Genomic DNA, 26905 nt, shown 5'->3' with positions numbered 1-26905 from the left:
TAAGCGGTGAACTCGTCCTGCCAGGGCGTTAGATTGGCTCGCTGACGGTGGACGGAGCGGCTGGTCAGGGGGCAAGGGCGATGGACGGCGACGGCCTGCGGGACACGCGGGGTACACGGCGAGCGGTACCGCGTCCGGCAAGCGGTCCACCTCCGATGCCGCCCGCGCCGCCCGGCCAGCCGCAGGTCCCGCAGTCCTCCCAGGTGGCGACGTGGCTCGACGTGCCGCGGGCGGACGCCAAGGCCGGCATCTGGCGGTTCGGACACGTCCCGCCGAAGGAGACCGGGAAGCGGAAACTGGCCCCGGCCTCCCTCCTCGGCGCCCTGGTGCCCCTGGGTATCGGGATCCTGCTGTGGTCCCTGTGGCTCAACGACACCTTCCCCTACAAGGGCAGCCTGCTGCGCCTCTTCACCCCGAACGACTGGTGGTACCCCGGGACCGTCTGGCCGCATGAGGACATGTGGCAGGGGCAGGTCGCCCTGGCGGTCTACGACGACATTTTCTTCGTCCTCCTCCTGTGTGCCGCGGGCTACCTGGGAAGCTGGCCCACCCTGATCCGCTTCTGGCTCGGCAACCGGCCGCAGCCGCTCCGGGCGGCCATCACGGTCGTGGGGGCGGCGGTCGCCCTGGTGCTGGTGTTCCCCGTCCTGGACAGCGACCCGGTGCCCGTCTACACCACGATCGTCTACCTCATCGCCCTGCTCACGGGCGGCTGGGACACCGCGGGCGCACCCGTGACCGTCTTCCTGGTCGACACATCCATCACGCTCGCGGTCCTGTGGGTGTCCGCCCGTTGGGGCGACTGGTGGCCGTTGCTCCGGCGCTGGAGCGCCGTCCGTCGGGCGGGGCCCCGGCCCCACGGTGACCCCGTGGCCGTCGCGCCCCGGTCGAAGTGGCCGCTCCTGCGGGTGGCCGGGCAGACGCAGGCGGCCGACCTGCTGTCGGCCGAAGTGCTGACCGGGCGGATGAACGACGTGGACTGCGCCCGGGTCGGCCGCGCCTGGGACCTCCTCCACGCACAGGGACGCCTCGCCTCGTTCACCGAGACCGTGCTGCGACACGGTGCCGCCGCATGGACGCACCCTTCGGGCGCCCGCGACCTTCCGCGGCGTACGACGACGCACGACCTGCTCGTCGGCCAGGTCCGTGTCGGCCGTTGCGGCGACGACGAGCGGACGCCTCCCGCCTACCGGGACGCCGGAGTGGCGCTCGACCCGGCGACGCTCGGCACCTCCCTGCTCGCCGTCGGGCCACCGGGCTCGGGCAGGACGGAACGGCTGTCCGTTCCCGTGGTGGAATCCCTCGCCCTCGGTGCGCTCACCGGCGCCTGTGCCGTGGTCGCCGTGGGCACGGTGGGGTCACCGCTGGGCCCCGATGAGGCGTTCGACGTGGTGATCCGGCCCGGTGACCCGGCTTCCGCGTACGACCTGCACCTGTACGCCGAGGCCACCGACCCGGACGAAGCCGCCGCGGTCCTGGCCGAGGGCCTGGCCGGTGACCTCGAGGCGTTCGGCGCCGGACGGGCGGCCACGGCATTGGCTCAGCTGATCGGCCCCTACCGGGCCGCGTACGGCCGCTTCCCCGCCGTTCCGGTCCTTCGTGAACTCCTCGAAGGACGCCCGCAGACCCTGGCCGAGCTGCTGGAAGCGCTTCCGCCGGAGGCCGCCACCATGCGCCGGGAGCTGGAGCCGTGGCTGCGGCAGACCGGTACAGCGGCCGAGTGCGGTCCGCCCCTCGCCGACCGGCTCGCGCTGCTGGACCGCCCGGTGTTCAAGGGGTTCTTCGGCGCGGGTCCCCAGACCGGAGGAGACGGGACGGAGCAGACCCACGCGGCACGTCCGTTCTCCTTGAGCGCCGTCGGCCACCATCCGTTGCGGGTCCGTATCGACCTGCCCGAGCAGGGACACGAAGAGGCGGCGCGGCTCCTGGCCCGGCTCGTGCTGGCCCAGTTCCTTGCCGTGGCCCGCGCCGACGGGGACCGGACGCACTTCGTCTGCCTCGTCCTGGACGACGCCTCCGGCGCCCTGACCCGGGGCACCGTCCGGGCCGTTCAGCGGCTGCGTTCGCACAACGCCGGTGTCGTGCTCGGGCTGCGCACACTGGGCGACGTACCGGAGGCGTTGCACGGGCCGTTGCTGAGCGCCGTGGGCTGCCGGGCGGCCTGCTCCGGTGTCACCACGTGGGACGGGCGTGCGCTCGCGGAGGCGTGGGGCACCGAGTGGGTCGAGACGACGGAGGTCGCCAAGCACACGGTCTTCGCCGACCAGCCGATGACGCGGGCCATCCATGCCCTGCGCAAGCTGGTGACCGGCAAGGCCGTGACGACGGACGCGGTCACCGTGCGGCAGGTCGAGCGCGAGCGCTGGTCGGCGTCCGAGCTGGCGCACGCGGTGCCGGCGGGGCACGCGGTGCTGTCGCTGACCACCGTGGGCGGGGAGCACGCGCCGCCGCTGCTGGTGGACCTGCGCGGCTGAAACCGGGGACGGGCCGAGCCCGGGACTCCGGCCGGGGACGCCCTCGCGGAGACCGTACGGTGAGGCAGAATCGACACAGGCCGTTCATACGCGACGGCCAAAAGATCACAGAGATTCCGCACCGTCCCCGCACACCTGACGCCGATCTGAAGGCCCCATGCCCCCGACCCTCGCCTCGCTCGTCCACCACTCCGCGCTCAAGCTGACCGTGCGCGCGGGCGAGGACCGCCTCGACGTGCCCGTCCGCTGGGCCCACTCCAGCGAACTCGCCGACCCCGTGCCCTACATGGAGGGCGGGGAACTCCTGCTGATCACCGCGCTCAAGCTGGACGCGGAGGACCCGGAGGCGATGCGCCAGTACGTGAAGCGGCTGGCCGGGGCCGGGGTGGTCGGGCTCGGGTTCGCCGTCGGGGTCCACTACGAGGACATCCCCGAGGCGCTGGTCGAGGCCGCGCGCAGGGAGGGCCTGCCGCTGCTGGAGGTGCCGCGCCGCACGCCCTTCCTCGCCATCAGCAAGGCCGTGTCCGCCGCCATCGCCGCCGACCAGTACCGGGCGGTCACGGCGGGCTTCGCGGCGCAGCGCGAGCTGACCAAGCGGGCGCTGACCGACGGGCCGGAAGGGCTGCTGGCCGCGCTGGCCGCGCAGATCGACGGCTGGGCGGCGCTGTACGACACCGCGGGCGCCGTCGTCGCCGCGGCGCCCGAGTGGGCGGGCCGCAGGGCGGCGCGGCTCACGGCGGACGTGCAGCGGCTGCGCGAGCGGCCCGCGCCGGCCTCCTCGGTGGTCGGCGCGGCCGGTGACTGCGGACACTCCGAGAACGCGGACCGGGTCGAGCTGCACTCCCTGGGCACCTCCCGCAGGGCCCGCGCGGCGCTCGCGGTCGGCACGGCCGCGCCCCTCGGCACCGCCGAGCGGTACGCCGTCCACTCCGCCATCGCCCTGCTGACGCTCACCACGGAACGCTCCCGCTCCCTGCACGCGGCCGAACAGCGCCTCGGCGCGGCCGTGCTGCGCATGCTGCTCGCCGGTGAACCGGACCACGCCCGCGCGGTCGCCGGGGACCTGTACGGCGACCTGCTCGACGCGCCCTTCCGGATGATCGTCGCCGAGCAGGCGTCGGCCTCGGCCGCCCGGGCGCACGCCGGACCGCAGCCACGCGTGCCCGTCGCCACACCCTCCGCCGCCGCGCAGGCGGCGGCGGACACCGGCGGCGACCCGCTCGGCGCCCTCGCCGAGGTCGTCGAGTCGGCGGCGGCCCGGGCCGGCGAGGCGGTGCTGGTGGTGCCCGAGGGGGAGCGGCTGGTCGTCCTGGCCACCGACGGAGGCGCGGCCGTCGCCGCCTGCACCACGTACGCGGCGGCACGGGAGACGTCCCGGCCGACGCCGGAGCCGCTCGCGGGCGGCGACGAGGAAGGGCTGGTCGTCGGCCTGTCCGCGCCGTCCGGGCCCATCGCCGCGTCCGCCGCCTACAAGCAGGCCGAGCAGGCGCTGTCGGTGGCCCGCCGGCGTGGCCGCGTCTGCGTGGAGCACGAACACCTGGCGGCCGGCTCGGTGCTGCCGCTGCTCGCCGACGACGCGGTGCGCGCCTTCGCCGACGGACTGCTGCGGGCGCTGCGCGACCACGACGCCACCGGCCGGGGCGACCTGGTGGCCTCCCTGCGCGCCTGGCTCTCCCGGCACGGCCAGTGGGACGCGGCGGCGGCCGACCTCGGCGTGCACCGCCACACCCTGCGCTACCGGATGCGCCGCGTGGAGGAGATCCTCGGCCGCTCCCTGGACGACCCGGACGTACGGATGGAGCTGTGGCTGGCCCTGAAGGCGACGTCACCGGAGTGACGCGAGCCCGTCCGGCGTTCGAGGACGAGGCCGTCCAGGCCGAAGGGGGCCGGGGGCGGAGCCTTCAGGGGCGGGAACGGGAAGAGGCGGCGGGTGCGGGGAACGCACCGCGCCGGGCCCCGGACCCCGCCAATCCGTCGAACCCCCACCCCCCACCACTACGACTCGGACAAACCCCACCCGCCGCCCCCCGCCCTACCGTGGACTCCGCAACCCCGTACACACACCCCCAACGCGGAAGGGCCGGGACTCCACTATGACTTCCACCCACGCCTTCTGGCTCGCCGGCCGCCAGGCCACCGGTGAGGACACCTTCGACGTCACGTCCCCCTGGGACGGCCGCACCGTCGCCACGGTGAGCCTGCCGACCGACGCCCAGGTCGAGGAGGCCGTGGCCGCCGCGTACGCCGTACGGGACGAGTTCGCCGCCACCCCCGCCCACGTCCGCGCCGCCGCCCTGGACCACGTCAGCCGCCGCCTGGCCGAGCGCACCGAGGAACTCGCGCAGCTCATCTCCGCCGAGAACGGCAAGCCGATCAAGTGGGCCCGCGGCGAGGTCGGCCGCGCGGTGTCCGTCTTCCGCTTCGCGGCCGAGGAGGCCCGCCGCTTCAACGGCGGCGAGGCGCAGCGCCTGGACACCGACGCCGGCGGCCAGGGCCGGCTCGCCCTCACCCGCCGCTTCCCCAAGGGCGTCGTCCTCGGCATCGCGCCGTTCAACTTCCCGCTGAACCTGTGCGCCCACAAGGTCGCCCCGGCCATCGCGGCCGGTGCGCCGATCATCCTCAAGCCGGCCCCCGCCACCCCGCTGTCCGGCCTGATCCTCGGTGACCTGCTCGCCGAGACCGAGCTGCCCGCCGGCTCCTGGAGCATCCTGCCGGTCTCCAACGACCGCATGCCCGCCCTCGTCCAGGACGAGCGGCTGCCGGTCATCTCCTTCACCGGCTCCGAGACGGTCGGCTACGCGATCATGGACTCGGTGCCGCGCAAGCACTGCACCCTGGAGCTGGGCGGCAACGGCGCGGCCGTCGTCCTCGGCGACTGGGCGAGCGACCAGGACCTCGACTGGGCCGCGACCCGCATCGCGACCTTCTCCAACTACCAGGGCGGCCAGTCCTGCATCTCGGTGCAGCGCGTGATCGCCGACGCCGCCGTGTACGACCGCCTGCTGCCGCGCATCGTCGCCGCCGTCGAGGCCCAGGTCACCGGTGACCCGAACGACGACGCCACCGACGTCGGCCCGCTGGTCAGCGAGGCCGCCGCCGAGCGCGTGGAGTCCTGGGTCGACGAGGCCGTCGCCGCGGGCGCGAAGCTCCTCACCGGCGGCAAGCGCGACGGCGCCACGTACGCGCCGACCGTCCTGACCGACCTGCCGGCCGATGTCACCCTCGCCTGTGAGGAGGTCTTCGGACCCGTCCTCAGCGTGCAGAAGGTGAACGGCGAGGACGAGGCGTTCGCCGCCGTCAACGACTCCAAGTACGGCCTCCAGGCAGGCGTGTTCACGCACGACCTGCAGGCCGCCTTCCGCGCCCACCGCGCCCTGGAGGTCGGCGGCGTCGTCATCGGCGACGTGCCCTCCTACCGCGCCGACCAGATGCCGTACGGCGGCGCCAAGCAGTCCGGCGTGGGCCGCGAGGGCGTCAGGTTCGCGATGGACGACTACACCTACGAGCGCGTGCTGGTCCTGACGGGCCTCGCCCTCTGACCCACCCGAGAAGGCCGACGGTCCGAGCCCACTGTGCGGGGGCTCGGGCCGTCGGTGTCCCGGGCCCGTCCGGCGATTTCCGCCTGCCCGGCGACGTCTGCCCGGCGATGCCTGCCCGGCGGGGATCGCCGGGCAGGCCCTAGCCGCCCACCAGCGCCGCCACCAGCCGGTTCATGGCCGGCCGCGGGTCGGGGGCGCCGGGCCAGGCGGTCATCAGCAGGTGGTGGGCGGTGCCGACGACGGCGAGGGCCGCGGTGTGCGGGTCGACGGTGTCCGGCAGCCGTCCGAGGTCCCGTTCGGCCTCCAGGTAGCCGGCTATCGCCTCCTGGATCGAGGCGAAGCCGGGGCCTCCTTCCTCCATGGCCTCGCGGACGCGGGCCGCCGCGGCCGGACGCGTCATGGCCAGACCCGACAGGGCCGGGCCGCCGCGGTCGAGGAGCGAGAGGGCGACGGCCTCGACGTTCCCGGCCACCGTGCCCCGCCCGGCCCGTCCCGTCAGGGCCCGTGCCTTCGCCGCCGTCCGGGCGAAGCGGTCGAGACAGAGTTCGGCCACGAACGCGTCGAGCCCCGCGAAGTGCGTGTGCAGCAGACCCTTGGCGCAGCCCGCCTCGGTGGTGACGGAACGGCTCGTGAGCGCACCCGGCCCGTCCCTCTCCACGATCCGTTCGGCGGCCGCGAACAGCCGCTCGCGCACGTCCGGCGTCGCCACTCCGCGCGGTGACATGGGCCTCCCTTCCTTACCTGCCTCCGGCGCCCGGGGCGGCGCGACCTCCTCGGATCGTAAGGGGATTGCCAGTATGGGCGCACGCCCATACTGTTTGGGCACACGCCCATTCCCCGTACCCGCATCAGGAGGCACCCGTGCCGGAGATCGTCAACACCGAGCAGGCGCAGGCGTGGAACGGTCCCGAGGGTGCCCACTGGGCGCGCAACCAGGACCGGTGGAACGCCGTGAACGAAGGCTTCGACGAGCCGCTGCTCGACGCCGCCGGACTCACCGAGCACCACCGGATCCTCGACCTCGGCTGCGGTACCGGGCAGACCACGCGCCTCGCCGCCCTCCGGGCACCACGAGGCGGTGCCCACGGCCTCGACCTGTCCGGCCCCATGCTCGCCGAGGCGCGCTCCCGGGCGGCGCGCGAGGGGATCGCCAACGTCACGTTCGCGCAGGGCGACGCGCAGACGCACCCCTTCGCGGCGGGCGCGTTCGACGCGGCGATCAGCCGTTACGGGGTGATGTTCTTCTCCGACCCGCGAGCGGCCTTCCGCAACATCGGCCGCGCGCTGCGGCCCGGCGGGCGCCTGGCGTTCGTCTGTCCCGCCGAGCCGTCCCTCAACGGCTGGGTGACGGCCATGGCGTCACTGCGCGACGTCCTGCCGCTCGGCGACTTCGGCGCGCCGGGGCGGCCGGGCATGTTCTCCCTGGCGTCCCCGGACCGGATCCGCTCGGTCCTCACCGCGGCGGGCTTCTCCGGTGTGGCCGTCGACCGGGCTGAGGCGCACGGGGCGTGGGGGCACGGGGCCGAGGACGCGGCGGAGTTCCTGCTGGACACGGGGCCGGGCCGGCACGTGCTGGAGCAGGCCGACGCGGCCGCACGGGTCCGCGCCCGCCGCCTGCTGACGGACCACCTGCGCGAGCACGAGGCGGCGGACGGCACCGTCCGGCTGCGCAGCACGTTCTGGCTGGTCACGGCGGACCGCCCGGCGGTGGGCGCTCAGGGGGACGATCGGTCCGCGCGGGGAGCGGGCGGGCCGGGGCACGGCACGTCCGCCGCCGGGGCGGGCGGCTTCCCGCCCGAGGACACCCCCTTCTCCGAACCGCCGCACGGGGCACGGGCCGGACGGTGACGCGCTGCTCCCGCCCGGGACCACCGAACCGGAGCCGAGGGGCCGGGCCCGCGCGGTGACCGTCGCCCACGGCCGGGGCCCGGCACCGGCCGCACCGGTGCCGGGCCCCTTCCTCCCGCCGGCCGCCTCCGGACCCTCAGCCGGAGAAGCCGACGTGCGCGAGCCGCAGTGAGCCGCGCAGCCTGACGGTCAGATCGTGCACGCCCCCGGCGGCCAGTGCGGCGCCGAGCTCCACGTAGTCGTACGGGTCCGGCACCGGCGCCCCGGGGGACAGCACCGCCGCCGTCGGACCGCCGTCGAGGGCGAGCTCCACGGTGCCGGAGCCCGCCACCGCGACGGTCACCCGCGTGACACCGTCCCCGAAGTCGCAGGAGCGGTAGAGGAGTTCACCGGACCCGCCCGCGGCCGGCGTCACCGCGTCGCCCGCCGTCCTCGTGCGGTCCACGATCTCCGTGCCGCTCTGCTCGTCGAAGTCGGCCGCCTCCAGGCCCCGTTCGCGCACCGGGCGCGGTGCGGCGGGCTCCCCGTCGAGCACGACCGTCGCCTCCAGGCGCACGTCCTCGCTCGAGGCGCCGGCCAGCAGGGCGTACGGGCCCGGCTCCAGCCGCCACCGGCCGTGCGCGACGTCCCAGAACGCGAAGGCGGACAGGGGCACCCGGAAGGACACCTCGGCCCGCTCGCCCGGGGCCAGGGTGAGCCGCCGGTGGGCCAGCAGCTCCCGGCGCGGACGCGGGACCGAGGGGGTCTCGGCGCGGGCGTAGAGCTGGGCCACCTCGTCGGCGGCGACGTCCCCCGTGTTGGTGACGGTGAAGGACACGGACACCGAGCCGTCCGCGACCCGGGCCGAGAGGTCCGCGTACGCGAAGGACGCGTACGACAGGCCGTGCCCGAACGGGAACAGCGGGGTGCCCTCGAAGTACAGGTAGGTCTGGCGGCCGCCGATCACGTCGTAGTCGAGCAGGCCGGGCAGGTCGGCGTCGTCGGCGTACCAGGTCTGCGGGAGCCGCCCGGCGGGGGAGACGTCGCCGGCCAGGACGCGGGCCAGCGCGGTGCCGGCCGCCTGGCCGCCGTGCGCGGTCCACAGCACCGCAGGGAGACTCTCCGCGTCGACCGCGTACGGGTAGGCGCAGACCAGAGCCAGCACCGTGCGCGGGTTGGCGGCGCGGGCCGCGCGCAGCAGCCGGTCCTGGTGGTCCGGCAGCCGCAGGGTCGTACGGTCCTCGGTCTCCCGGCCGTTGATGTGCGGGTCGTTGCCCGCCACCACCACGACCACGTCCGCCCCGGCCGCGGCCCGCGTCACCGCCTCCTCGCCGCGCTCGGTGACGACCAGCTCGAAGACCTCGGCCTCCGTGTCGTCCGCGGCAACCTTCACGCCGTCGGCGGCGACACGGACGGGACGACCCGTCCCCGTGTGCCGCAGGAGGTGACCGTTGCCGTGGGGTTCCAGCCGGAAGGTCTCCTGCACGACCCAGCCGCCGGGCCGGTCGGCGGAGGCGCGCACGTAGCCGTCCTCGGCGACGGACAGGTAGTGGCCGTCGGGCGCGCGCAGGGTGAGCACGCCCCCGCCCCAGTCGACGAGCGCGAGTTCGCTGCCCGCGGCGTCGGTGGTGAGCGGCGGCAGGTCGGTGCGGCCGGCGATCAGCGCCGGGTCGAGGGCGCCCCCGGAGCCGGGCGCCTCGTCGGGGGAGCCTTCTGCCGGGAGCACGTGCAGGAACGTGCCGGCGGCGGTCCTCAGCCGGACCCGGTCCACGCCCTCCGCGAAGTCCACGCGGTCGGTGCCGAACCGCTCGTACAGGCCCTCCAGCGGGGTGGAGCGGTGGAGGAGCGCGCCGCTGTACCAGTCGAGCTTGCACTCGTCGGCGAGCAGTCCGACGACGGCCACGCGGGTGTCCGGGGCCAGCGGCAGCACGCCGTCGTTCCTGAGCAGGACGACCGCCTGCTCGGCGGCCTCCAGGGCCAGGGCGCGGTGCTCCGGGGTGTCGAAGCCGGCGGTGGCGGCGTACGGGTCCCGCTCCGGGTCGAACTCGCCGAGGCGGAAGCGGACCGAGAGCTGGCGGCGCACGGCTGTGTCGATGTCGGCCTCGGTGAGCAGCCCCCGGTCGAGGGCGCCCCGGACGCGCGCGATGATCTTCGAGGAGTCCGTCCCGTGGTCGGTGAAGCTGTCCACCCCGGCGCGCAGCGCGGCCGCGGTCGCCTCCTCGTGGGTGGCGAAGTAGTGCTCGGAGTCGACCAGGTTGGAGGGGGCGCCCGCGTCCGAGCAGACCAGCAGTTCCTCCTCCGTCCAGGTGCGCAGGTGCTCGGCGAGGTACGGGGAGACGTGGTTCGGGCGGCCGTTGACCAGGTTGTACGCCGGCATCACCCCGGCCACCGCGCCCGCCTCGACCGTCTCGCGGAAGGCGCGCAGGTCGTACTCGTGCAGGACGCGCGGGCGGACGGACGACGAGGAGGTGTCCCGGTCGGTCTCGTTGTTGTGGGCGAGCCAGTGCTTGAGCACGGGCGCGGTGCGCCAGTACACCGGATGGCCGCCGCGCAGTCCGCGGGTGTAGGCGGTGGCGATGGCCGAGGTGAGCCTCGGGTCCTCGGAGTAGCCCTCCTCGTTGCGGCCCCACAGGGGGTGGCGCAGCAGGTTGACGGTCGGGGACCACACGTTGAGGCCGACGCGCTCGTCGCGGGCGCGCATCGCCCTGGCCTCCTCGGACACCGCCTCGCCGACCCGGCGCACCAGATCCTCGTTCCAGGTGGCGCCGAGGCCCACCGCCTGCGGGAACACGGTCGCCGGACCCATCCAGGCCACCCCGTGCAGCGCCTCCTGGCCGGTGCGGAACGCGGCGATGCCGAGCCGCTCGACGGCCGGGGCGAACTGGTGCAGGAACGCGGTCTTCTCGTCGAGCGTCAGCCGCGACAACAGGTCGTCGACGCGCTTCCCGAACGGCAGATGCGGATCGCGGAAAGGCGGCGTGGGTGCGGTCACGTGGAGTTCCCCTTGCGATGGAGCGGCGAGACGCTTTCGAAGCGCTTCGATGCTCAGTCGGCTCCGGGGTGGGTGTCAAGCCGTATCCGCATAACGGCTTCTCCTTCTCGCCACGGTCCAAGTGCGGTATGGATGCGGCTCATCGTTCCCCCACCCGGGGGCTCGCGGAGGAATCTTGGGAGCGACCCTTGTGCGCCCCCGGGGGTTCACTTAACCTCACTGCAACATCGAAGCGCTTCGACTGGTGAGGCGGTGAATCGCGGACGCACCCGTGAGTGCATCCGGAACCGCGCATCCCTTCGACGGCCGCTTCAGCTCAGCCGGTTCCACTGAAGACACCGCAGCCGACGGCCACCGCCGGTTGTCCCGGTGCGCCATGAAGGGTTGACGCAATGACGCCGAACGCCGCCTCCGGTCCCAGCCGGAGAAAGTTCCTCGCCTCCACCGCGGCCGTCACCGCAGCGGTGGCGGGAGGGATGCCGCTGCTCTCCGCCTGCGGCGGAGGGTCGGACGGGGGCTCGCGGGACGGCACCACGTCGGGCAAGGACGCCAAGGAGCTGCTGCCGGCGTACGTGGCCGGCAACGTGGTCACCCCCGACATCCCCAGCAAGAACGGCTCCGCGGTCGGCTTCACCGGCAAGCTGGACCTCGCGGGTCTGAAGACCTCGGTGCCCGAGAAGCTCGGCAAGGGCGGCCGGGTCACCGTCATGTCGCCGTTCTGGGGATCCCCGCCGAAGGCGGACAACGCCTACTACAGGGCGATGAACGACCTCATCGGCGTCGACGTGGTCTGGCAGAACCAGGACGGCAACACCTACGACCAGAAGCTCGGCGCGGTCCTCGCCTCCAGCGAGGTGCCCGACGTGGTGGTCGTGCCCGGCTGGAACATGACCGGCAAGATCCCCAGCGCCATCATCGGCAAGTTCGCCGACCTCGGCCCGTACCTCTCCGGCGACGCCGTCAAGGAGTACCCCAACCTCGCGGCGATCCCCACCGACGCCTGGCAGCGGTCCATCTTCGGCGGCAAGCTGCGCGGCCTGCCGATGCCCTCCTCGTACGTGACCGGCATCGTGCCGCTGTACCGGCAGGACGTCTTCGAGAAGGAGGGGTACGAAGTCCCCCGTTCCTGCGACGAGTTCATGGCGCTGGCCAAGGACGCCACCAACGCGAGGGCCAAGCGCTGGGCCTGCCTGGACATGAAGTGGACCGCCTTCAACGCCTTCGGCGTGCTCTCCGGCAACGAGAAGTCGCTCGGCTGGAACCAGGTCGACGGCAAGATGATCCACCGCGCCGAGACCGACGAGTACCTCGAGGCCCTGGAGTGGACGCGCAAGCTGTTCGCCGCCGGAGTCGTGCACCCCGACGCCGAGCTCGGCAAGAGCAACGCCACCGACCCCGGCCCCAAGTTCGCCGCCGGCGAGTTCCTCATCTACAACCAGGACATGTCCCAGTGGTGGAGCCGTACCGCTGAACAGGCCACCCAGAACCCCGAGTTCAAGATCTGGGGCATGGACGTCTTCGGCCACGACGGCGGCGCCCCCACGCTGTGGGCGCAGAACCCGGCGGGCATCTTCGCCTTCGTCAACAAGAAGGCGTCCAAGTCCGTGATCCGCGACGTGCTGGCCGTCGCCAACGTCACCGCCGCGCCGTACGGCACCAAGGAGTACATGGCCACCAACTACGGCGTGGAGGGCACCCACTACACCGTCGAGGACGGCGTGCCCACCAAGACCGACCAGGGCAACATCGACGTGATGAACGCCTACGTGATGGTGGCGAGCCCCGCCGCGACCATCGCCCACCCCGACTTCCCCGACGTCGCCAGGGGGCAGGTGGAGTGGCAGCAGCGGATGGGCGCCTTCACCAAGAAGTCCACGTTCTACGGCATGCAGATCGTCGAGCCCGCCCGCTGGACCAACCTCGCCAACGACTTCGAGCAGCTCGAGGACGACGTCGTCCGCGGCCGCAAGAAGATCGGCGACATGCAGCGGGCCGTCTCCGACTGGCGGAGCAAGGGCGGCGACGAACTGCGCGACTGGTACAAGAAGCTGCTCGACGAGAACGGCGCGGCGGCGAGCTGACCGGTACCGAGGCGAGGAGAACGGCCGTGTCCCACAGCACGGTGCCCCGGACCAGGGCCGAGGCCGATGCGACGAAGAAGACCCCGGTGGCGTCCGGCGACGCCGCCGGCTCCCGGAAGGGGAAGCCGAACACGGGGAGTCCCAGCCTGCGGCTGAGATTCCGGCGCGACCGCGTACTGCTGCTGATGACACTGCCGGCCGTCCTGCTGGTACTGCTCTTCAACTACGTACCGATCCTCGGCAACATCGTCGCCTTCCAGGAGTACGACCCCTACATCAGCGACAACGGCATCGTCTCCATCCTGCACAGCCCCTGGGTGGGCCTGGAGAACTTCCAGCGGATCCTCGAGGACTCCGCCTTCTGGAACGCGGTGCGGAACACGCTGGTGCTGTTCCTGCTCCAGCTCGTGCTGTACTTCCCGGTCCCCGTCCTGCTCGCGCTGCTCATCAACAGCGTGGTCCGGCCCCGGGTGCGGGCGGTCGCGCAGGCCGTCCTCTACCTGCCGCACTTCTTCTCCTGGGTGCTGGTCATCGCCGTCTTCCAGCAGCTGCTCGGCGGTGCCGGGCTCCTCTCCCAGCTGCTGCGCGACCACGGGTACGACGGGCTCAGCCTCATGACCGACCCGGACACCTTCAAGTTCCTGGTCACCGCGCAGAGCGTCTGGAAGGACGCCGGCTGGGGGATCATCGTCTTCCTCGCCGCACTCGCCTCGGTCAGCCCCGACCTGTACGAGGCCGCCGCGATGGACGGCGCGAACCGCTGGCGCCGCATGTGGCACGTCACGCTGCCCGCGCTGCGTCCGGTGATCGCCCTGCTGCTGGTGCTGCGCGTCGGCGACGCCCTGACGGTCGGCTTCGAACAGATCCTGCTGCAACGCGACGCCGTCGGACCGGGGGCCTCGGAGGTCCTCGACACCTTCGTGTGGTGGAACGGCGTCCGCAACCAGGACTTCGGCTACGCGGCCGCCGCCGGACTCGTCAAGGGCGTCATCAGCCTCGGTCTGGTCCTCATGGCGAACAAGGTGGCCCACCTCATGGGCGAGCAGGGGGTGTACAAGAAGTGACCACCGTTCACGGAACGACCACGGTGATCGACGAACCCGCGCGCACACCGGGCCGGTGGGCGGCCCCGCCCCGGCCGGTGTGGGAGGAGGAGCCCAGCCGGGCCGGGCTCGCCGGCAAGGGCCTCGTCCTGCTCCTGGCCTGCCTGGGCATCCTGTTCCCGCTGTGGATCGTCGTCGTCACCAGCCTCTCCTCGCGCAGGGCCATCGACGAGGCCGGCGGGCTGGTGATGATCCCGAAGGACATCACCTTCGTCGCCTACCAGGAACTCCTCAGCGGCGGCCAGGTCACCCGGGCCGCACTCGTGAGCATCGGCATCACCCTGGTCGGCACCCTGTTCTCGATGGCGGTGTCGGTGCTGTGCGCCTACGGGCTGTCCCGCAGCGGCTCGCTGGGCCACCGCTGGATCCTCATGCTGCTGCTGGCCACGATGTTCTTCAGCGCGGGACTCATCCCCACCTACCTGCTGGTGCAGTCCCTCGGCCTGACGGACAGCTACCTCGCGCTGATCCTTCCCAGCGCGATCAGCGTCTTCAACATCCTGGTGCTGCGCGGCTTCTTCATGGGCATCTCGCAGGAACTGGTCGACAGCGCCCGCATCGACGGCGCCGGAGACCTGCGCATCCTGTGGCAGATCGTCCTGCCCCTGTCCCGCGCGGTCGTCGCGGTGATCACCCTCTTCTACGCCGTCGGCTACTGGAGCGCCTGGTTCAACGCCTCCCTGTACCTCAACGACCAGGACATGCTGCCCCTGCAGAACGTCATGATCCAGCTCGTGCAGAAGCAGGAGGCGCCGGTCGGTCTCGGCCAGGCGATCAAGACCGGCGAACTGTCCGGCCTGGCCGTCCAGATGGCCGTCATGGTCATGGCCCTGCTGCCCGTCGCGGTGCTGTCGCCGTTCGTCCAGCGCCACTTCAAGAAGGGAATGCTGACGGGGGCGGTGAAGGGGTGAGGTCCCACAAGGCCTGTGCGGTCCCCCGGCCGGCGCGCCGACGTGGCTGACCGCGCCCCCGCGGCGGAGCCGCGCACCGGAACGGCCCCGCGCCCCTTGCGTCCCCCACTTCCCGTCCCTTGCAGAACGAGGTATGTCATGTGCGCATCCCACTTGGGCGGACGTGCGGTCCTGGGCGGCGCCGCGGCCGGCGCCGCGCCGGCCGTCACCGCCGTCCACCGCCCCGACGACGAGGCGCGGACCCGGCCGCGGATCGACGACGACCGGCACCAGGGGGGAGGGACCGGCGAGACCGTCACCGGCGACCCGCGCGTCCACGGCCGCGTCCACCTCGCCACCGACGGGCGCGGCATCCGGTACGGGGAGCCCGCGTGATGCCGAGCCTCGCGGACACCACCCGTCACCGCATCCTCTTCGGGGGCGACTACAACCCCGAGCAGTGGCCCGAGGAGACCTGGCACGAGGACGTCCGCCTGATGAAGGACGCCGGCGTCAACACCGTCACCCTCGGCGTCTTCTCCTGGTCGAGGCTCGAACCCCGGCCCGGCGCGCGCGACTTCGCCTGGCTGGACCGCCTCATGGACCTGATGCACGCGCACGGCATCGGCGTCGTCCTCGCCACCCCCACCTCCTCGCCCCCGCCCTGGCTCGGACGCCTCCACCCGGACACCCTGCCCCGCGACGAGGACGGCCGCACCGAGTGGTGGGGCGGCCGGCAGCACTTCTCGCACTCCAGCGCCACCTACCGCCGCCACGCCGCCGCCGTCACCGAGGCCCTGGCCGCCCGCTACGCCGGCCACCCGGCCCTCACGATGTGGCACATCAACAACGAGTACTGCACCTTCGACCACGGCGAGGAGGCCGCCGCCCGCTTCCGCCGCTGGCTCCGGCACAGGTACAAAACCCTCGACGCCCTCAACACCGCCTGGGGCACCGCCTTCTGGAGCCAGGGCTACGGCGACTGGGAGGAGATCCTCCCGGCCCGCCGCACCCACTACCTGAAGAACCCCGCCCAGGTCCTGGACTTCCGCCGCTTCACCTCCGACATGCTCCTGGAGTGCTTCACCGCCGAACGGGACATCGTCCGCCGCCACACCCCGCACATCCCGGTCACCACCAACTTCATGCCGCTGTGGCACGGTCAGGACGCCTGGCGCTGGGCCGAGGAGGAGGACGTCGTCTCCGTCGACCTCTACCCCGATCCGCGCGACCCCCAAGGCGCCCAGCACGGCGCCCTGGTCCAGGACATGACCCGCTCGCAGGCGCGCGGCCCGTGGATGCTCATGGAGCAGGCGGCCGGACCGGTCAACTGGCGCGGCGCGAACCACCCCAAACCGCGTGGCCTGAACCGCCTGTGGTCCCTCCAGGCCGTGGCGCGCGGCGCGGACGCCGTCTGCTACTTCCAGTGGCGCCAGTCGAGGCAGGGCGCGGAGAAGTTCCACTCCGGCATGATCGGCCACGCGGGGGAGCAGGGCCGTACGTACCAGGAGGTCAGACGGCTCGGCGCCGACCTCGCGAAGCTCGGCCCGCACGTGGCGGGCACCCGGATCACCGCCGACGTCGCCGTCCTGCACGACTGGCACTCCTGGTGGGCCGGCGACCAGGAAGGGCGCCCCTCCACCCGCTTCGGCTACCCGGACGTCCTGCAGGCCTGGCACCGGGCCCTGTGGGAGGCCCACCTCACCACCGACTTCGCCCACCCCGAGCACGACCTCACCCCCTACCGGGTGGTCGTCGTGCCCCAGCTCTACGCCCTCACCGACGCGGCGGTCGACAACCTCCTCGCCCACGTCCACCGCGGCGGCACCCTCGTCTGCGGCTTCCTCACCGGCGTCGCCGACCAGGACGACCGGATCAGGGACGGCGGCATGGACGCCCGGCTGCGCGACCTGTTCGGCATCCGCACCCTGCACGAGTGGTGGCCCCTGGAGACGGACGGGACGGCGGCCTGCGACGGCTTTCGGGGCTCACTGTGGTCGGAGGAGATCGAGCCCGACGGCACCGCCGACGAGACGCTCGCGTACAAGGGCGGCGAGCTGGACGGGCTGCCGGCCGTCCTGCGCAAGGGCCGCGCCTGGTACGTCTCGACCCTCCCGGAACCGGAGGCGCTGCGCGGCCTGCTCGCCCGCGCCGCCGCCGACGCGGGCGCCCGCCCGGTGCTCGACGGCCTCCCGGCCGGGGTCGAGGCGGTACGCCGCGGCGGCCTGCTGTTCCTCCTCAACCACGGCCGCGAGCCGGTCACCGTCGGCGTCCCCGGCACCCACCGCGACCTGCTGACCGAGGCGGCCGTCACCGACCGCGTCACCCTCGGCCGCCACGGCGTGGCGGTCCTGGCCGGGCAGGCCTCATGACCGGCGGGCCCGTGCACGGCACCTGGGAGCCCGAGCCCGCCGCCCGCTGGGAGGACGCCTTCCTCAGCGGCAACGGGCACCACGGCGCCCTGGTGTTCGGCGATCCGCGGGCCGACCGCGTCGTCGTCACCCACCACACCCTCGTCCGTCCGGACGGCGACGACGAACACCGCCGGCCGCCCCGGCTCGCCGCCGAGCTCCCCGCGCTCCAGGACCGCCTGCTGGCGGGCGACACGACCGCCGCCGAGGAGTTCACGGACGGCCGTCCGCTGCAATGGGTGCGCCCCTTCCACCCGGCGTTCCAGATCCGGCTGAAAAGGCCCTCCGACGCCACCGGCCACCCCTACCGCCGCTCCGTCGACTTCACCACCGGCGAGACGACCGCCACCCGCTCCGCCTGGACCAGCAGGCTCTTCGTCTCCCGCGCCGACGACGTGATCGTCCAGCGCGTCACCGCCCCGCACCTCACCCTCGACATCTCCCTCGACCCCCGCCTCCCCGGCGCCCCCGCCGGTCTGGGCGTCGGCCACGGCGTCGTCCTCACCTTCGAGGGCGCCCTGCTCAGCCTGCGTGCCCGCTACCCCGGCAGCGACCTGGCGTACACCGGCGTCACCCTGGTCACCGTCACCGGCGGCACCACGAAACTGGTCCCGCCGGGCGTGCTCGTCGAGGACGCCACGGAGGTGCTGCTCCTCACCCGGGTACGCCGGCACACCGGGGAACTGGACGTGACCGCCGAGGGCCGCGCCCTGCGCGACCTGGCGGACGGGGGCTTCCCCGGGGGACCGGACGGGCCCTCGGACGGCGCACCGGAGCGCACGTCCCACGACGCACCGGCCGGCACGCCGTACGACGCCCTCCTGCTCCGCCACCTCGCCGCGCACCGCACCGCCTACGACCGCGTCACCCTCGACCTCGCCGCCGACCCCGCCGAACGCGCCCTGCCGGGCTCGGCCCTGCTGGAGCGGCCCCGCAGCGCGGCCCTCCTGGAGCGCCTCTTCGCCGCCGGCCGCTACCACCTCCTGTCGGCCAGCGGCCTGCTCCCGCCCCGCCTGACCGGCCTGTGGACCGGCGACTGGAACACCGCCTGGTCCGGGGCGTTCACCACCAACGCCAACCTCAACCTCCAGACCGCCTCCGCCGCCGCGGCCGCCCTGCCCGAGGTCACCGAGGCGCACGCGGCCCTGGTCCACCGCCAGCTGCCCGACTGGCGGGACAACGCCCGCGAGGTCTTCGGCACCCGCGGCATCGTCGCGCCCTCCCACACCGACGGCGAGTCCGGGCACACGTACCACTTCAGCCGCGAGTACCCCCTGCACCTGTGGACGGCCGGCGCCGACTGGCTGCTCAAGCCCCTCGTCGACCACGACGAGACCCACGGCACCCGCGACCCGCGCACCGTCGCCGCGCTCGCCGAAGCCGCCCTGTTCTACGAGGACTTCCTCACCCGCACCGACGGCGACGGCCGGCTCGCCGTCGTCCCCTCCTACTCGCCCGAGAACCGCCCCGCGAACGCGAGCTGGGGGACGGTGAACGCGGCCATGGACCTCTCCGCCGCCCGGCACGCCCTGCGCACCGCCGCCGACCACCACCCCGAGCACGCCGACCGCTGGCGCGCCCTAGCCGACCGGCTCCCGCCGCACCGGATCAACGCCGACGGAGCCCTCGCCGAGTGGGCCCGGCCCGGTCTGGAGGACACCTACGACCACCGCCACCTCAGCCACCTCTACGGCGTCTGGCCGCTGGAAGAGATCACCCCTCACGACACCCCCGGCCTCGCCGAGGCCGCCCACCGCGCCCTCGCCCTGCGGGGCGCCGAGAACGACTCGGCCCACGGCCACCTCCACCACGCCCTGGTCGCCGCCCGGCTCGGGGACGGCGCCCGGGTCGCCCACGCGCTGGGCCGGGTGCTCGACGGCGACTACTTCCACGCGTCCCTGATGAGCGCGCACTACCCCCGCCGCGACGTCTACAACGCCGACGCCGCGCACGCCCTCCCGGCCGTGCTCATCGAGATGCTCGTGCAGTCCACCCCCGGCCGGCTCGTCCTGTTCCCGGCACTCCCGGCGATCTGCCCCGAGGGCCGGCTCGAGGGTGTACGCACCCGGTTCGGGGCGGCACTCGACCTCACCTGGTCGGCCGACGGCACCGCGACGGCCGTGGTGCGCCCGGGCCGCACCCGGCGCGTCGACCTCAGGACCCCCACCGGCGCCGAGCCGCTCGACCTCGTCGCCGGGGAGGACCGCGTCCTCAGCGTCAAGGCGCGGTAGCACCGGCGCACCTCCCCCCCACCCACGGAAGGAAAAGCCATGGCACCACGCACGCGCACCCTGACCGCTCTCCTGGCCCCGGCCCTCGCGCTCGGCGCCACCGTCGGCCTCGCCTCCGCCCCCGCCCAGGCCGCCGTCTGGAACTCCTGCGACCGGTGGGGCAACACGAGCCTGAACGGCTACACCCTCTACAACAACATCTGGGGCTCCGGCGCCGGCAGCCAGTGCGTCTGGGCCAACTCCGGCACCGACTGGGGCGTCTGGGCCGACCACCCGAACACCGGCGGCATCAAGTCGTACCCGAACGCCAAGAAGACGATCGGCAAACCGATCGCCTCCCTCTCCTCGCTCACCAGCAGCTACAGGGTCACGGTCCCGTCGACCGGCGCGTACAACACGTCGTACGACATCTGGGACACGGACCACGACTACGAGATCATGCTCTGGGTCAACCACAACGGCGCCGTGGGCCCGCTCGGCACCTCGCAGGGCTCGGTGACCCTCGGCGGCCACTCCTGGAACGTCTACAAGGGGAACAACGGCGCCAACGAGGTGTTCTCGTTCCTGCGCACCTCGGACTCCAGCGCCGGCACGGTCGACATCCTGCCCATCCTGAGGTGGATCAAGGACACCAAGGGCTGGATGGGCAACGAGACCATCGGTGACGTGCAGTTCGGCTACGAGATCACCTCGTCCGCCGGCGGCCTCGACTTCCGCACCGACACCCTCACGGTCAGCGGTGGCTGACCCACCGCGCCACGGCCGGGGGCCGGTCCCGCCGGGGACCGGCCCCTCCCCGCGTTCCCCGCGTTCCCCGCGCGACCGGCGGGTCCCGGCCGGAGAGGCAGGCGTCGTCCACGCCCCACGCGGCCGGGGCGCCGGGACCTCCAGGAACAGCGGCCGCGGCACCGGCAGTCCCCGCCGGTGGCCTCGCGCACCACGTCCGGCAGTCGCCCCTACGGCCGGACCGGCGCCGGCCCCGAGCTCGCCCGCACCGTCAGTTCCGGCGCGAGCAGCACGACCTCCTCGCTGCCGCGCCCCTCGAGCTTGGCGACGAGCTGCTCCACGGCGTGCCGGCCCATCTCCTGCGCCGGCACGGCGACCGAGGTCAGCCGCACCGAGGCCTGGACGGCGACCTGCTCGGGGCAGACCGCGACCACCGACACGTCCTCGGGCACGGCCCGGCCCTGCTGACGCAGCAGCGCGAGCAGCGGCTCGACCGCCGACTCGTTCTGGACGACGAACCCGGTGGTCCCCGGGCGCTCGTCGAAGACGCGGGCGAGGGTCGCGGACATCGCGTCGTAGCCGCCCTCGCACGGGCGGTGCAGCAGCCGCAGCCCCAGCTCGCGCGCGCGGGTGCGCAGCCCGTCGAGGGTGCGCTCGGCGAAGCCGGTGTGCCGCTCGTAGACGGCGGGCGCCTCGCCGATGACGGCGATGTCACGGTGCCCCAGTGACGCCAGGTGCTCCACGCACAGCGCACCGGTCGCCCGGAAGTCGAGGTCGACGCAGGTCAGACCGGTGGTGTCGGCGGGCAGGCCGATCAGCACGGAGGGCTGGTCGGTGCCGCGCAGCAACGGCAGCCGCTCGTCGTCCAGTTCGACGTCCATGAGGATCATCGCGTCGGCGAGGCCGCTGCCGGTGACGCGGCGCACCGCGTCGGGTCCCTCCTCGCCCGTGAGCAGCAGGATGTCGTACCCGTGGGCGCGTGCGCTGGTCGCGACCGCGACGGCGATCTCCATCATCACCGGCACGTACATGTCGGTGCGCAGCGGGATCATCAGCGCGATGATGTTCGACCTGCTGCTGGCCAGGGCGCGGGCGCCGGCGTTCGGGTGGTAGCCGAGCGTCCGGATGCTCTCCTCGACCCGCTGCCGGGTGGTGGTGGAGATGGACCGCTTGCCGCTGAGGACATAGCTCACCGTGCTCGCCGAGACTCCGGCGTGCTGGGCGACCTCGGCGAGGGTGACCATCCAGCTCTCCAAGTTTTGTGAAGCGCTTCGACAGCGCACAGGGTGGGCATAGGTGGGTGAGGGTGGTTCGACAGTAGCTCCAGCAGGAGTGGGTGTCCATAGGCTGTCGAAGCGCTTCGACAGTGTCTTTCCTCCCCAGTGTCTCCCCGGCCTCCCGCCCATCCTCTCGCGTCCGCGGTCATCGGCCGAACGGCCGCACGAAGGGTGGTGGGCCCGCCCCGGAACGGGTAGACACGATCGGGTAGCACCGACTAGTACCGTACGCCCGCGAGTTCGCCGATCGGGGACTTCACGGTCGTACCTCCCTTCGATGCCGATTCGCGGCGAGGTGAGCCTCATGTCCGCTCCACCCACCCCTCCCTCCCGACCCACCGTCTCCGAACGTGAGGCCCGCCAGGTGGCGGAGGCTGCCCGGGAACAGGACTGGCGCAAGCCCAGCTTCGCCAAGGAGCTGTTCCTCGGCCGCTTCCGCCTCGACCTCCTCCATCCCCACCCGGTCCCGGCCGACGAGGAGGTCCAGCGCGGCGAGGAGTTCCTCGCCAAGCTCCGCGACTTCTGCGAGACGAAGATCGACGGGTCCGTCATCGAACGCGACGCGCGGATCCCCGACGAGGTGATCACGGGGCTGAAGGAGCTGGGCGCCTTCGGCATGAAGATCGACACCAAGTACGGCGGCCTCGGCCTCACCCAGGTCTACTACAACAAGGCCCTCGCGCTGGTCGGATCCGCGAGTCCGGCGATCGGCGCGCTGCTCTCCGCCCACCAGTCGATCGGCGTGCCGCAGCCGCTGAAGATGTTCGGCACCCAGGAGCAGAAGGACACGTTCCTGCCGCGCTGCGCCCGCACGGACATCTCGGCGTTCCTGCTGACCGAGCCGGACGTGGGCTCCGACCCGGCCCGCCTCGCGACCGCGGCGGTACCGGACGGCGACGACTACGTGCTCGACGGCGTGAAGCTCTGGACGACCAACGGCGTCGTCGCCGACCTGCTCGTCGTCATGGCCCGCGTGCCGAAGTCCGAGGGCCACAAGGGCGGCATCACCGCCTTCGTCGTGGAGGCCGCCTCCGAGGGCGTCACCGTCGAGAACCGCAACGCCTTCATGGGCCTGCGCGGCCTGGAGAACGGCGTCACCCGCTTCCACCGGGTCCGCGTCCCCGCCGCGAACCGCATCGGCCCCGAGGGCTCCGGCCTCAAGATCGCCCTGACCACCCTCAACACCGGCCGCCTCTCGCTGCCCGCCATGTGCGTCGGCGCCGGCAAGTGGTGCCTGAAGATCGCCCGCGAGTGGTCGGCGGCGCGCGAGCAGTGGGGCAAGCCGGTCGCGCTGCACGAGGCGGTCGGCGCCAAGATCTCCTTCATCGCGGCCACCACCTTCGCCCTGGAGGCCGTCCTCGACCTCTCCTCCCAGATGGCCGACGAGGACCGCAACGACATCCGCATCGAGGCCGCCCTCGCCAAGCTCTACGGCTCCGAGATGGCCTGGTTGATGGCCGACGAGCTGGTCCAGATCCGCGGCGGACGGGGCTTCGAGACCGCGGCCTCCCTCGAAGCCCGCGGCGAGCGCGCGGTACCCGCCGAGCAGCTCCTGCGCGACCTGCGGATCAACCGCATCTTCGAGGGCTCCACCGAGATCATGCACCTGCTGATCGCCCGCGAGGCCGTCGACGCCCACCTCTCGGTCGCCGGCGACCTGATCGACCCGGACAAGTCCCTGTCCGACAAGGCGAGGGCGGGCGCCCAGGCGGGCGTCTTCTACGCCAAGTGGCTGCCGAAACTGGTCGCCGGACCGGGGCAGCTCCCGCGCTCCTACGCCGACTTCCACCCCACCGGCCACGTCGACCTCTCCGGACACCTGCGGTACGTCGAACGCACCGCCCGCAAGCTCGCCCGCTCCACCTTCTACGCCATGTCCCGCTGGCAGGGCCGGATGGAGACCAAGCAGGGCTTCCTGGGCCGCGTCGTCGACATCGGCGCCGAGCTGTTCGCCATGAGCGCCGCCTGCGTCCGCGCCGAGCACCTGCGCGCGCGGGGCGACCACGGCCGCGAGGCCTACCAGCTCGCCGACGCCTTCTGCCGCCAGGCCCGCATCCGCGTCGAGGAACTCTTCGGCCGCCTGTGGACCAACACCGACGACCTCGACCGCAAGGTCGTCAAGGGCGTCCTGGGCGGCGCCTACGCATGGCTGGAGGAGGGCGTCGTCGACCCGTCGGGCCAGGGCCCCTGGATCGCGGATGCGACGCCGGGGCCGAGCACCCGGCAGAACGTCCACCGCCCCATCCCCTGACACATCCGCCGGCACCCGGGCCCCGCCGCCGCCTCCCGCGCGGCGACGGCGGGGCCCGGCCGCGGCGGCCCCGCACGACATCCGCCCGGGGGACGCGCTGTCCTCCCGGAGGGCGGTTGCGGCCACAATGGGGGAATGAGCGACAGTCCAGCCCCCCTCGCCGACCCGCACCTCGTCCACGACCCGGTGGCGGGCGACGGCCCGAAGGACGTGGTGATCCTCGGGTCCACCGGGTCGATCGGGACCCAGGCCATCGACCTCGTGCTGCGCAATCCGGACCGCTTCCGGGTCACCGCCCTGTCCGCCAACGGCGGCCGGGTCGCCCTCCTCGCCGAGCAGGCGTACCGCCTGAAGGCACGGACCGTCGCCGTGGCCCGCGAGGACGTCGTACCGGCGCTGCGCGAGGCGCTCCGCGCGCAGTACGGCACCGAGGAGCCGCTTCCCGAGATCCTCGCCGGACCGGACGCGGCCACGCGGCTCGCCGCCTCCGACTGCCACACCGTCCTCAACGGCATCACCGGCTCCATCGGCCTCGCCCCGACCTTGGCCGCCCTGGAGGCGGGCCGCACCCTCGCGCTCGCCAACAAGGAGTCGCTCATCGTCGGCGGCCCGCTGGTCAAGGCCCTCGCCAAGCCCGGGCAGATCGTCCCGGTCGACTCCGAGCACGCCGCCCTCTTCCAGGCGCTCGCCGCCGGCACCCGCGCCGACGTGCGCAAACTGGTCGTCACCGCCTCCGGCGGCCCCTTCCGCGGCCGCACCAAGGAGCAGCTGGCGGGCGTCACCGTCGAGGACGCCCTCGCCCACCCCACCTGGGCCATGGGCCCGGTGATCACGATCAACTCCGCGACCCTCGTCAACAAGGGCCTGGAGGTCATCGAGGCGCACCTGCTCTACGACATTCCCTTCGACCGCATCGAGGTCGTCGTACATCCCCAGTCGTACGTTCACTCGATGGTGGAATTCACGGACGGATCGACCCTGGCGCAGGCGACGCCCCCCGACATGCGCGGGCCCATCGCCATCGGCCTCGGCTGGCCCGAACGCGTCCCCGACGCCGCCCCCGCCTTCGACTGGAGCAAGGCCTCGACCTGGGAGTTCTTCCCCCTCGACAACGAGGCCTTCCCCTCGGTGGACCTGGCCCGGCACGTCGGACAGCTCGCGGGCACGGCCCCGGCGGTGTTCAATGCCGCCAACGAGGAGTGCGTCGAGGCGTTCCGCCGCGGCGGGCTGCCGTATCTCGGGATCATGGAGACCGTCACGCGGGTGGTCGAGGAGCACGGCACCCCCCGTACGGGAACCTCGCTCACCGTCGCGGACGTCCTCGAAGCGGAGACCTGGGCCCGCGCCCGGGCCCGGGAACTGGCGGCACAGACGGCGGAGGCCCGTGCATGACGACCCTGATGTTCATCCTCGGCATAGTCCTCTTCGCGGTCGGCCTGCTGTTCTCCATCGCCTGGCACGAGCTGGGCCACCTCTCCACGGCCAAGATGTTCGGCATCCGCGTGCCGCAGTACATGGTGGGCTTCGGACCGACGCTCTTCTCGAAGAAGAAGGGCGACACCGAGTACGGCGTCAAGGCCATCCCGTTCGGCGGCTACATCCGCATGATCGGCATGTTCCCGCCCGGTCCCGACGGCCGGATGGAGGCCCGCTCCACCTCGCCCTGGCGCGGCATGATCGAGGACGCCCGCTCGGCGGCCTTCGAGGAACTCCAGCCCGGCGACGAGAAGCGCCTGTTCTACACGCGCAAGCCGTGGAAACGGGTCATCGTCATGTTCGCCGGCCCGTTCATGAACCTGATCCTCGCGGTGGTGCTGTTCCTCACGGTCCTGATGGGATTCGGCATCTCGCAGCAGACCACCACCGTCGGCTCCGTCTCCCAGTGCGTGATCTCCCAGAGCGAGAACCGCGACGACTGCACCAGGTCCGACCCGGCCTCACCGGCCGCGGCGGCGGGCCTGAAGCCGGGCGACAAGATCGTCTCCTTCGACGGCGTGCGCACCGACGACTGGGACGAGCTGTCCGACCTGATCCGCGCCAACCCCGGCGAGGACGTGCCGGTCGTCGTCGAGCGCGGCGGCCGGGAGGTCACGCTCCACGCCCACATCGCCACCAACAAGGTCGCCAAGAAGGACTCCCACGGACAGATCGTCCAGGGCGAGTACGTCACCGCCGGCTTCCTCGGCTTCAGCGCCGCCACCGGCGTGGTGAAACAGGACTTCGGACAGTCGGTGACCTGGATGGGCGACCGCATCGGCGACGCCGTCGACTCCCTCGCCGCCCTGCCCGGCAAGATCCCCGCCCTCTGGGACGCCGCCTTCGGCGACGGGCCCCGCGAGGCCGACTCCCCGATGGGCGTCGTCGGCGCCGCCCGGGTCGGCGGCGAGATCGCCACGCTGGACATACCGCCCACCCAGCAGCTGGCCATGTTCGTCATGCTGGTCGCCGGCTTCAACCTCTCCCTGTTCCTGTTCAACATGCTCCCGCTGCTGCCGCTCGACGGCGGACACATCGCGGGCGCGCTGTGGGAGTCGCTGCGCCGGAGCACGGCCAAGGTGCTGCGCCGGCCCGACCCCGGCCCGTTCGACGTGGCGAAGCTGATGCCGGTGGCGTACGTGGTGGCGGGCGTGTTCGTCTGCTTCACCCTGCTCGTCCTGGTGGCGGACGTCGTCAATCCGGTACGGATCAGCTGACGTCCCCACGGCCCGGCGTGAAGCCCGATCCGGAGAGCATGTCCTTCCGGACCGGGCTTCACGCACGTGACGGGCAGGATCGGAGCCATCGGGTGGTTTCGCCCCACGCCGTGTGCCGGGGCTCGGGACCGTGTCGTAATCTCGAGGGTCGGAGCCCGTCGCTGACCGGGGCCGGATCTTGATCCAAGACTTGGGGTTGCACAGCAGATGACTGCGATTTCTCTCGGCATGCCGTCCGTTCCGACCACGCTCGCCGTGCGCCGGAAGAGCCGGCAGATCCAGGTCGGCTCCGTGGCGGTCGGCGGTGACGCTCCCGTGTCGGTGCAGTCGATGACGACGACCCGTACGTCCGACATCGGCGCGACCCTCCAGCAGATCGCCGAGCTGACGGCCTCGGGCTGCCAGATCGT

17 protein-coding genes and 1 pseudogene are annotated in these 26905 nt (G+C 73.0%); 15 read left to right on the top strand and 3 right to left on the bottom strand.

The features are described from left to right. The first annotated feature begins 80 nt into the window (after positions 1-80). The 3 genes from ACZ4V6_RS28175 (at position 81) to ACZ4V6_RS28165 (ending at position 6013) form a co-directional block, all read left to right on the top strand. Complete coding sequence (locus ACZ4V6_RS28175) at positions 81-2474, top strand: type IV secretory system conjugative DNA transfer family protein (protein ID WP_467832889.1); 2394 nt, start codon at positions 81-83, stop codon at positions 2472-2474. Positions 2475-2631: 157 nt separating this feature from the next. After that, on the top strand, positions 2632-4311 hold the full coding sequence (locus tag ACZ4V6_RS28170) for a PucR family transcriptional regulator (RefSeq protein WP_467832887.1): 1680 nt from the start codon (positions 2632-2634) through the stop codon (positions 4309-4311). A 256-nt stretch (positions 4312-4567) separates the two neighbouring features. After that, on the top strand, positions 4568-6013 hold the full coding sequence (locus ACZ4V6_RS28165; protein WP_467832882.1) for an aldehyde dehydrogenase family protein: 1446 nt from the start codon (positions 4568-4570) through the stop codon (positions 6011-6013). A gap of 139 nt (positions 6014-6152) precedes the next feature. Here the strand turns inward: ACZ4V6_RS28165 and ACZ4V6_RS28160 are convergent, their stop codons facing one another. Next, entirely contained in the window at positions 6153-6737 is a 585-nt protein-coding gene (locus tag ACZ4V6_RS28160) for a TetR/AcrR family transcriptional regulator (RefSeq protein ID WP_467832879.1), read from the bottom strand. A gap of 137 nt (positions 6738-6874) precedes the next feature. Between ACZ4V6_RS28160 and ACZ4V6_RS28155 the strand changes: the two are divergent. Then, positions 6875-7717: pseudogene (locus tag ACZ4V6_RS28155) on the top strand (class I SAM-dependent methyltransferase); the annotation flags it as partial. Between the two features lie 280 nt (positions 7718-7997). Here the strand turns inward: ACZ4V6_RS28155 and ACZ4V6_RS28150 are convergent. Then, positions 7998-10832 (bottom strand): glycoside hydrolase family 3 C-terminal domain-containing protein, encoded by a 2835-nt coding sequence (locus ACZ4V6_RS28150; protein WP_467832876.1) that lies wholly within the window; start codon positions 10830-10832, stop codon positions 7998-8000. 392 nt (positions 10833-11224) lie between these two features. Between ACZ4V6_RS28150 and ACZ4V6_RS28145 the strand changes: the two genes are divergently transcribed. The 7 genes from ACZ4V6_RS28145 (at position 11225) to ACZ4V6_RS28115 (ending at position 20295) form a co-directional block, all read left to right on the top strand. After that, positions 11225-12913 carry an extracellular solute-binding protein gene (locus ACZ4V6_RS28145; RefSeq protein ID WP_467832873.1) on the top strand — a complete coding sequence of 563 codons (1689 nt, stop codon included), beginning with the start codon at positions 11225-11227 and terminating at the stop codon, positions 12911-12913. 26 nt (positions 12914-12939) lie between these two features. Beyond that, a complete protein-coding gene (locus ACZ4V6_RS28140; RefSeq protein ID WP_467832871.1) occupies positions 12940-13977 on the top strand; it encodes an ABC transporter permease in 1038 nt (345 codons plus the stop codon). Between the two features lie 23 nt (positions 13978-14000). Then, on the top strand, positions 14001-14927 hold the full coding sequence (locus tag ACZ4V6_RS28135; RefSeq protein ID WP_467833139.1) for a carbohydrate ABC transporter permease: 927 nt from the start codon (positions 14001-14003) through the stop codon (positions 14925-14927). Positions 14928-15065: 138 nt separating this feature from the next. Beyond that, complete coding sequence (locus ACZ4V6_RS28130; RefSeq protein ID WP_467833165.1) at positions 15066-15302, top strand: hypothetical protein; 237 nt, start codon at positions 15066-15068, stop codon at positions 15300-15302. Beyond that, on the top strand, positions 15302-17278 hold the full coding sequence (locus ACZ4V6_RS28125) for a beta-galactosidase (RefSeq protein ID WP_467832869.1): 1977 nt from the start codon (positions 15302-15304) through the stop codon (positions 17276-17278). Before ACZ4V6_RS28130 ends, ACZ4V6_RS28125 begins: the two co-directional genes overlap by 1 nt. Then, a complete protein-coding gene (locus ACZ4V6_RS28120; RefSeq protein WP_467832867.1) occupies positions 17275-19548 on the top strand; it encodes a glycosyl hydrolase family 95 catalytic domain-containing protein in 2274 nt (757 codons plus the stop codon). Before ACZ4V6_RS28125 ends, ACZ4V6_RS28120 begins: the two co-directional genes overlap by 4 nt. A 39-nt stretch (positions 19549-19587) precedes the next feature. Beyond that, on the top strand, positions 19588-20295 hold the full coding sequence (locus ACZ4V6_RS28115) for a glycoside hydrolase family 12 protein (RefSeq protein WP_467832864.1): 708 nt from the start codon (positions 19588-19590) through the stop codon (positions 20293-20295). Positions 20296-20504: 209 nt separating this feature from the next. Here the strand turns inward: ACZ4V6_RS28115 and ACZ4V6_RS28110 are convergent, their stop codons facing one another. Beyond that, positions 20505-21518: a LacI family DNA-binding transcriptional regulator gene (locus ACZ4V6_RS28110; RefSeq protein WP_467832861.1), complete on the bottom strand. Its 1014-nt coding sequence runs from the start codon at positions 21516-21518 to the stop codon at positions 20505-20507. A gap of 337 nt (positions 21519-21855) precedes the next feature. Between ACZ4V6_RS28110 and ACZ4V6_RS28105 the strand changes: the two genes are divergently transcribed. From ACZ4V6_RS28105 to ACZ4V6_RS28090, 4 genes are all read left to right on the top strand, one after another. Further along, positions 21856-23802, top strand: coding sequence for an acyl-CoA dehydrogenase family protein (locus ACZ4V6_RS28105; protein ID WP_467832859.1), 1947 nt, complete (start codon positions 21856-21858; stop codon positions 23800-23802). Between the two features lie 135 nt (positions 23803-23937). Beyond that, positions 23938-25194: a 1-deoxy-D-xylulose-5-phosphate reductoisomerase gene (gene dxr, locus ACZ4V6_RS28100; protein ID WP_467832856.1), complete on the top strand. Its 1257-nt coding sequence runs from the start codon at positions 23938-23940 to the stop codon at positions 25192-25194. 8 nt (positions 25195-25202) lie between these two features. Beyond that, positions 25203-26495, top strand: a complete 1293-nt coding sequence (locus tag ACZ4V6_RS28095) for a M50 family metallopeptidase (RefSeq protein ID WP_467833135.1) — start codon at positions 25203-25205, stop codon at positions 26493-26495. A 207-nt stretch (positions 26496-26702) separates the two neighbouring features. Further along, the coding region (locus tag ACZ4V6_RS28090) for a flavodoxin-dependent (E)-4-hydroxy-3-methylbut-2-enyl-diphosphate synthase (protein WP_467832851.1) at positions 26703-26905 on the top strand (203 nt) is incomplete at its 3' end.

The organism is Streptomyces sp. NPDC029152 (genome assembly GCF_055564355.1).
Note: the sequence above shows the minus strand (reverse complement) of the source record. Positions and strands in the feature narration are given on the sequence as shown.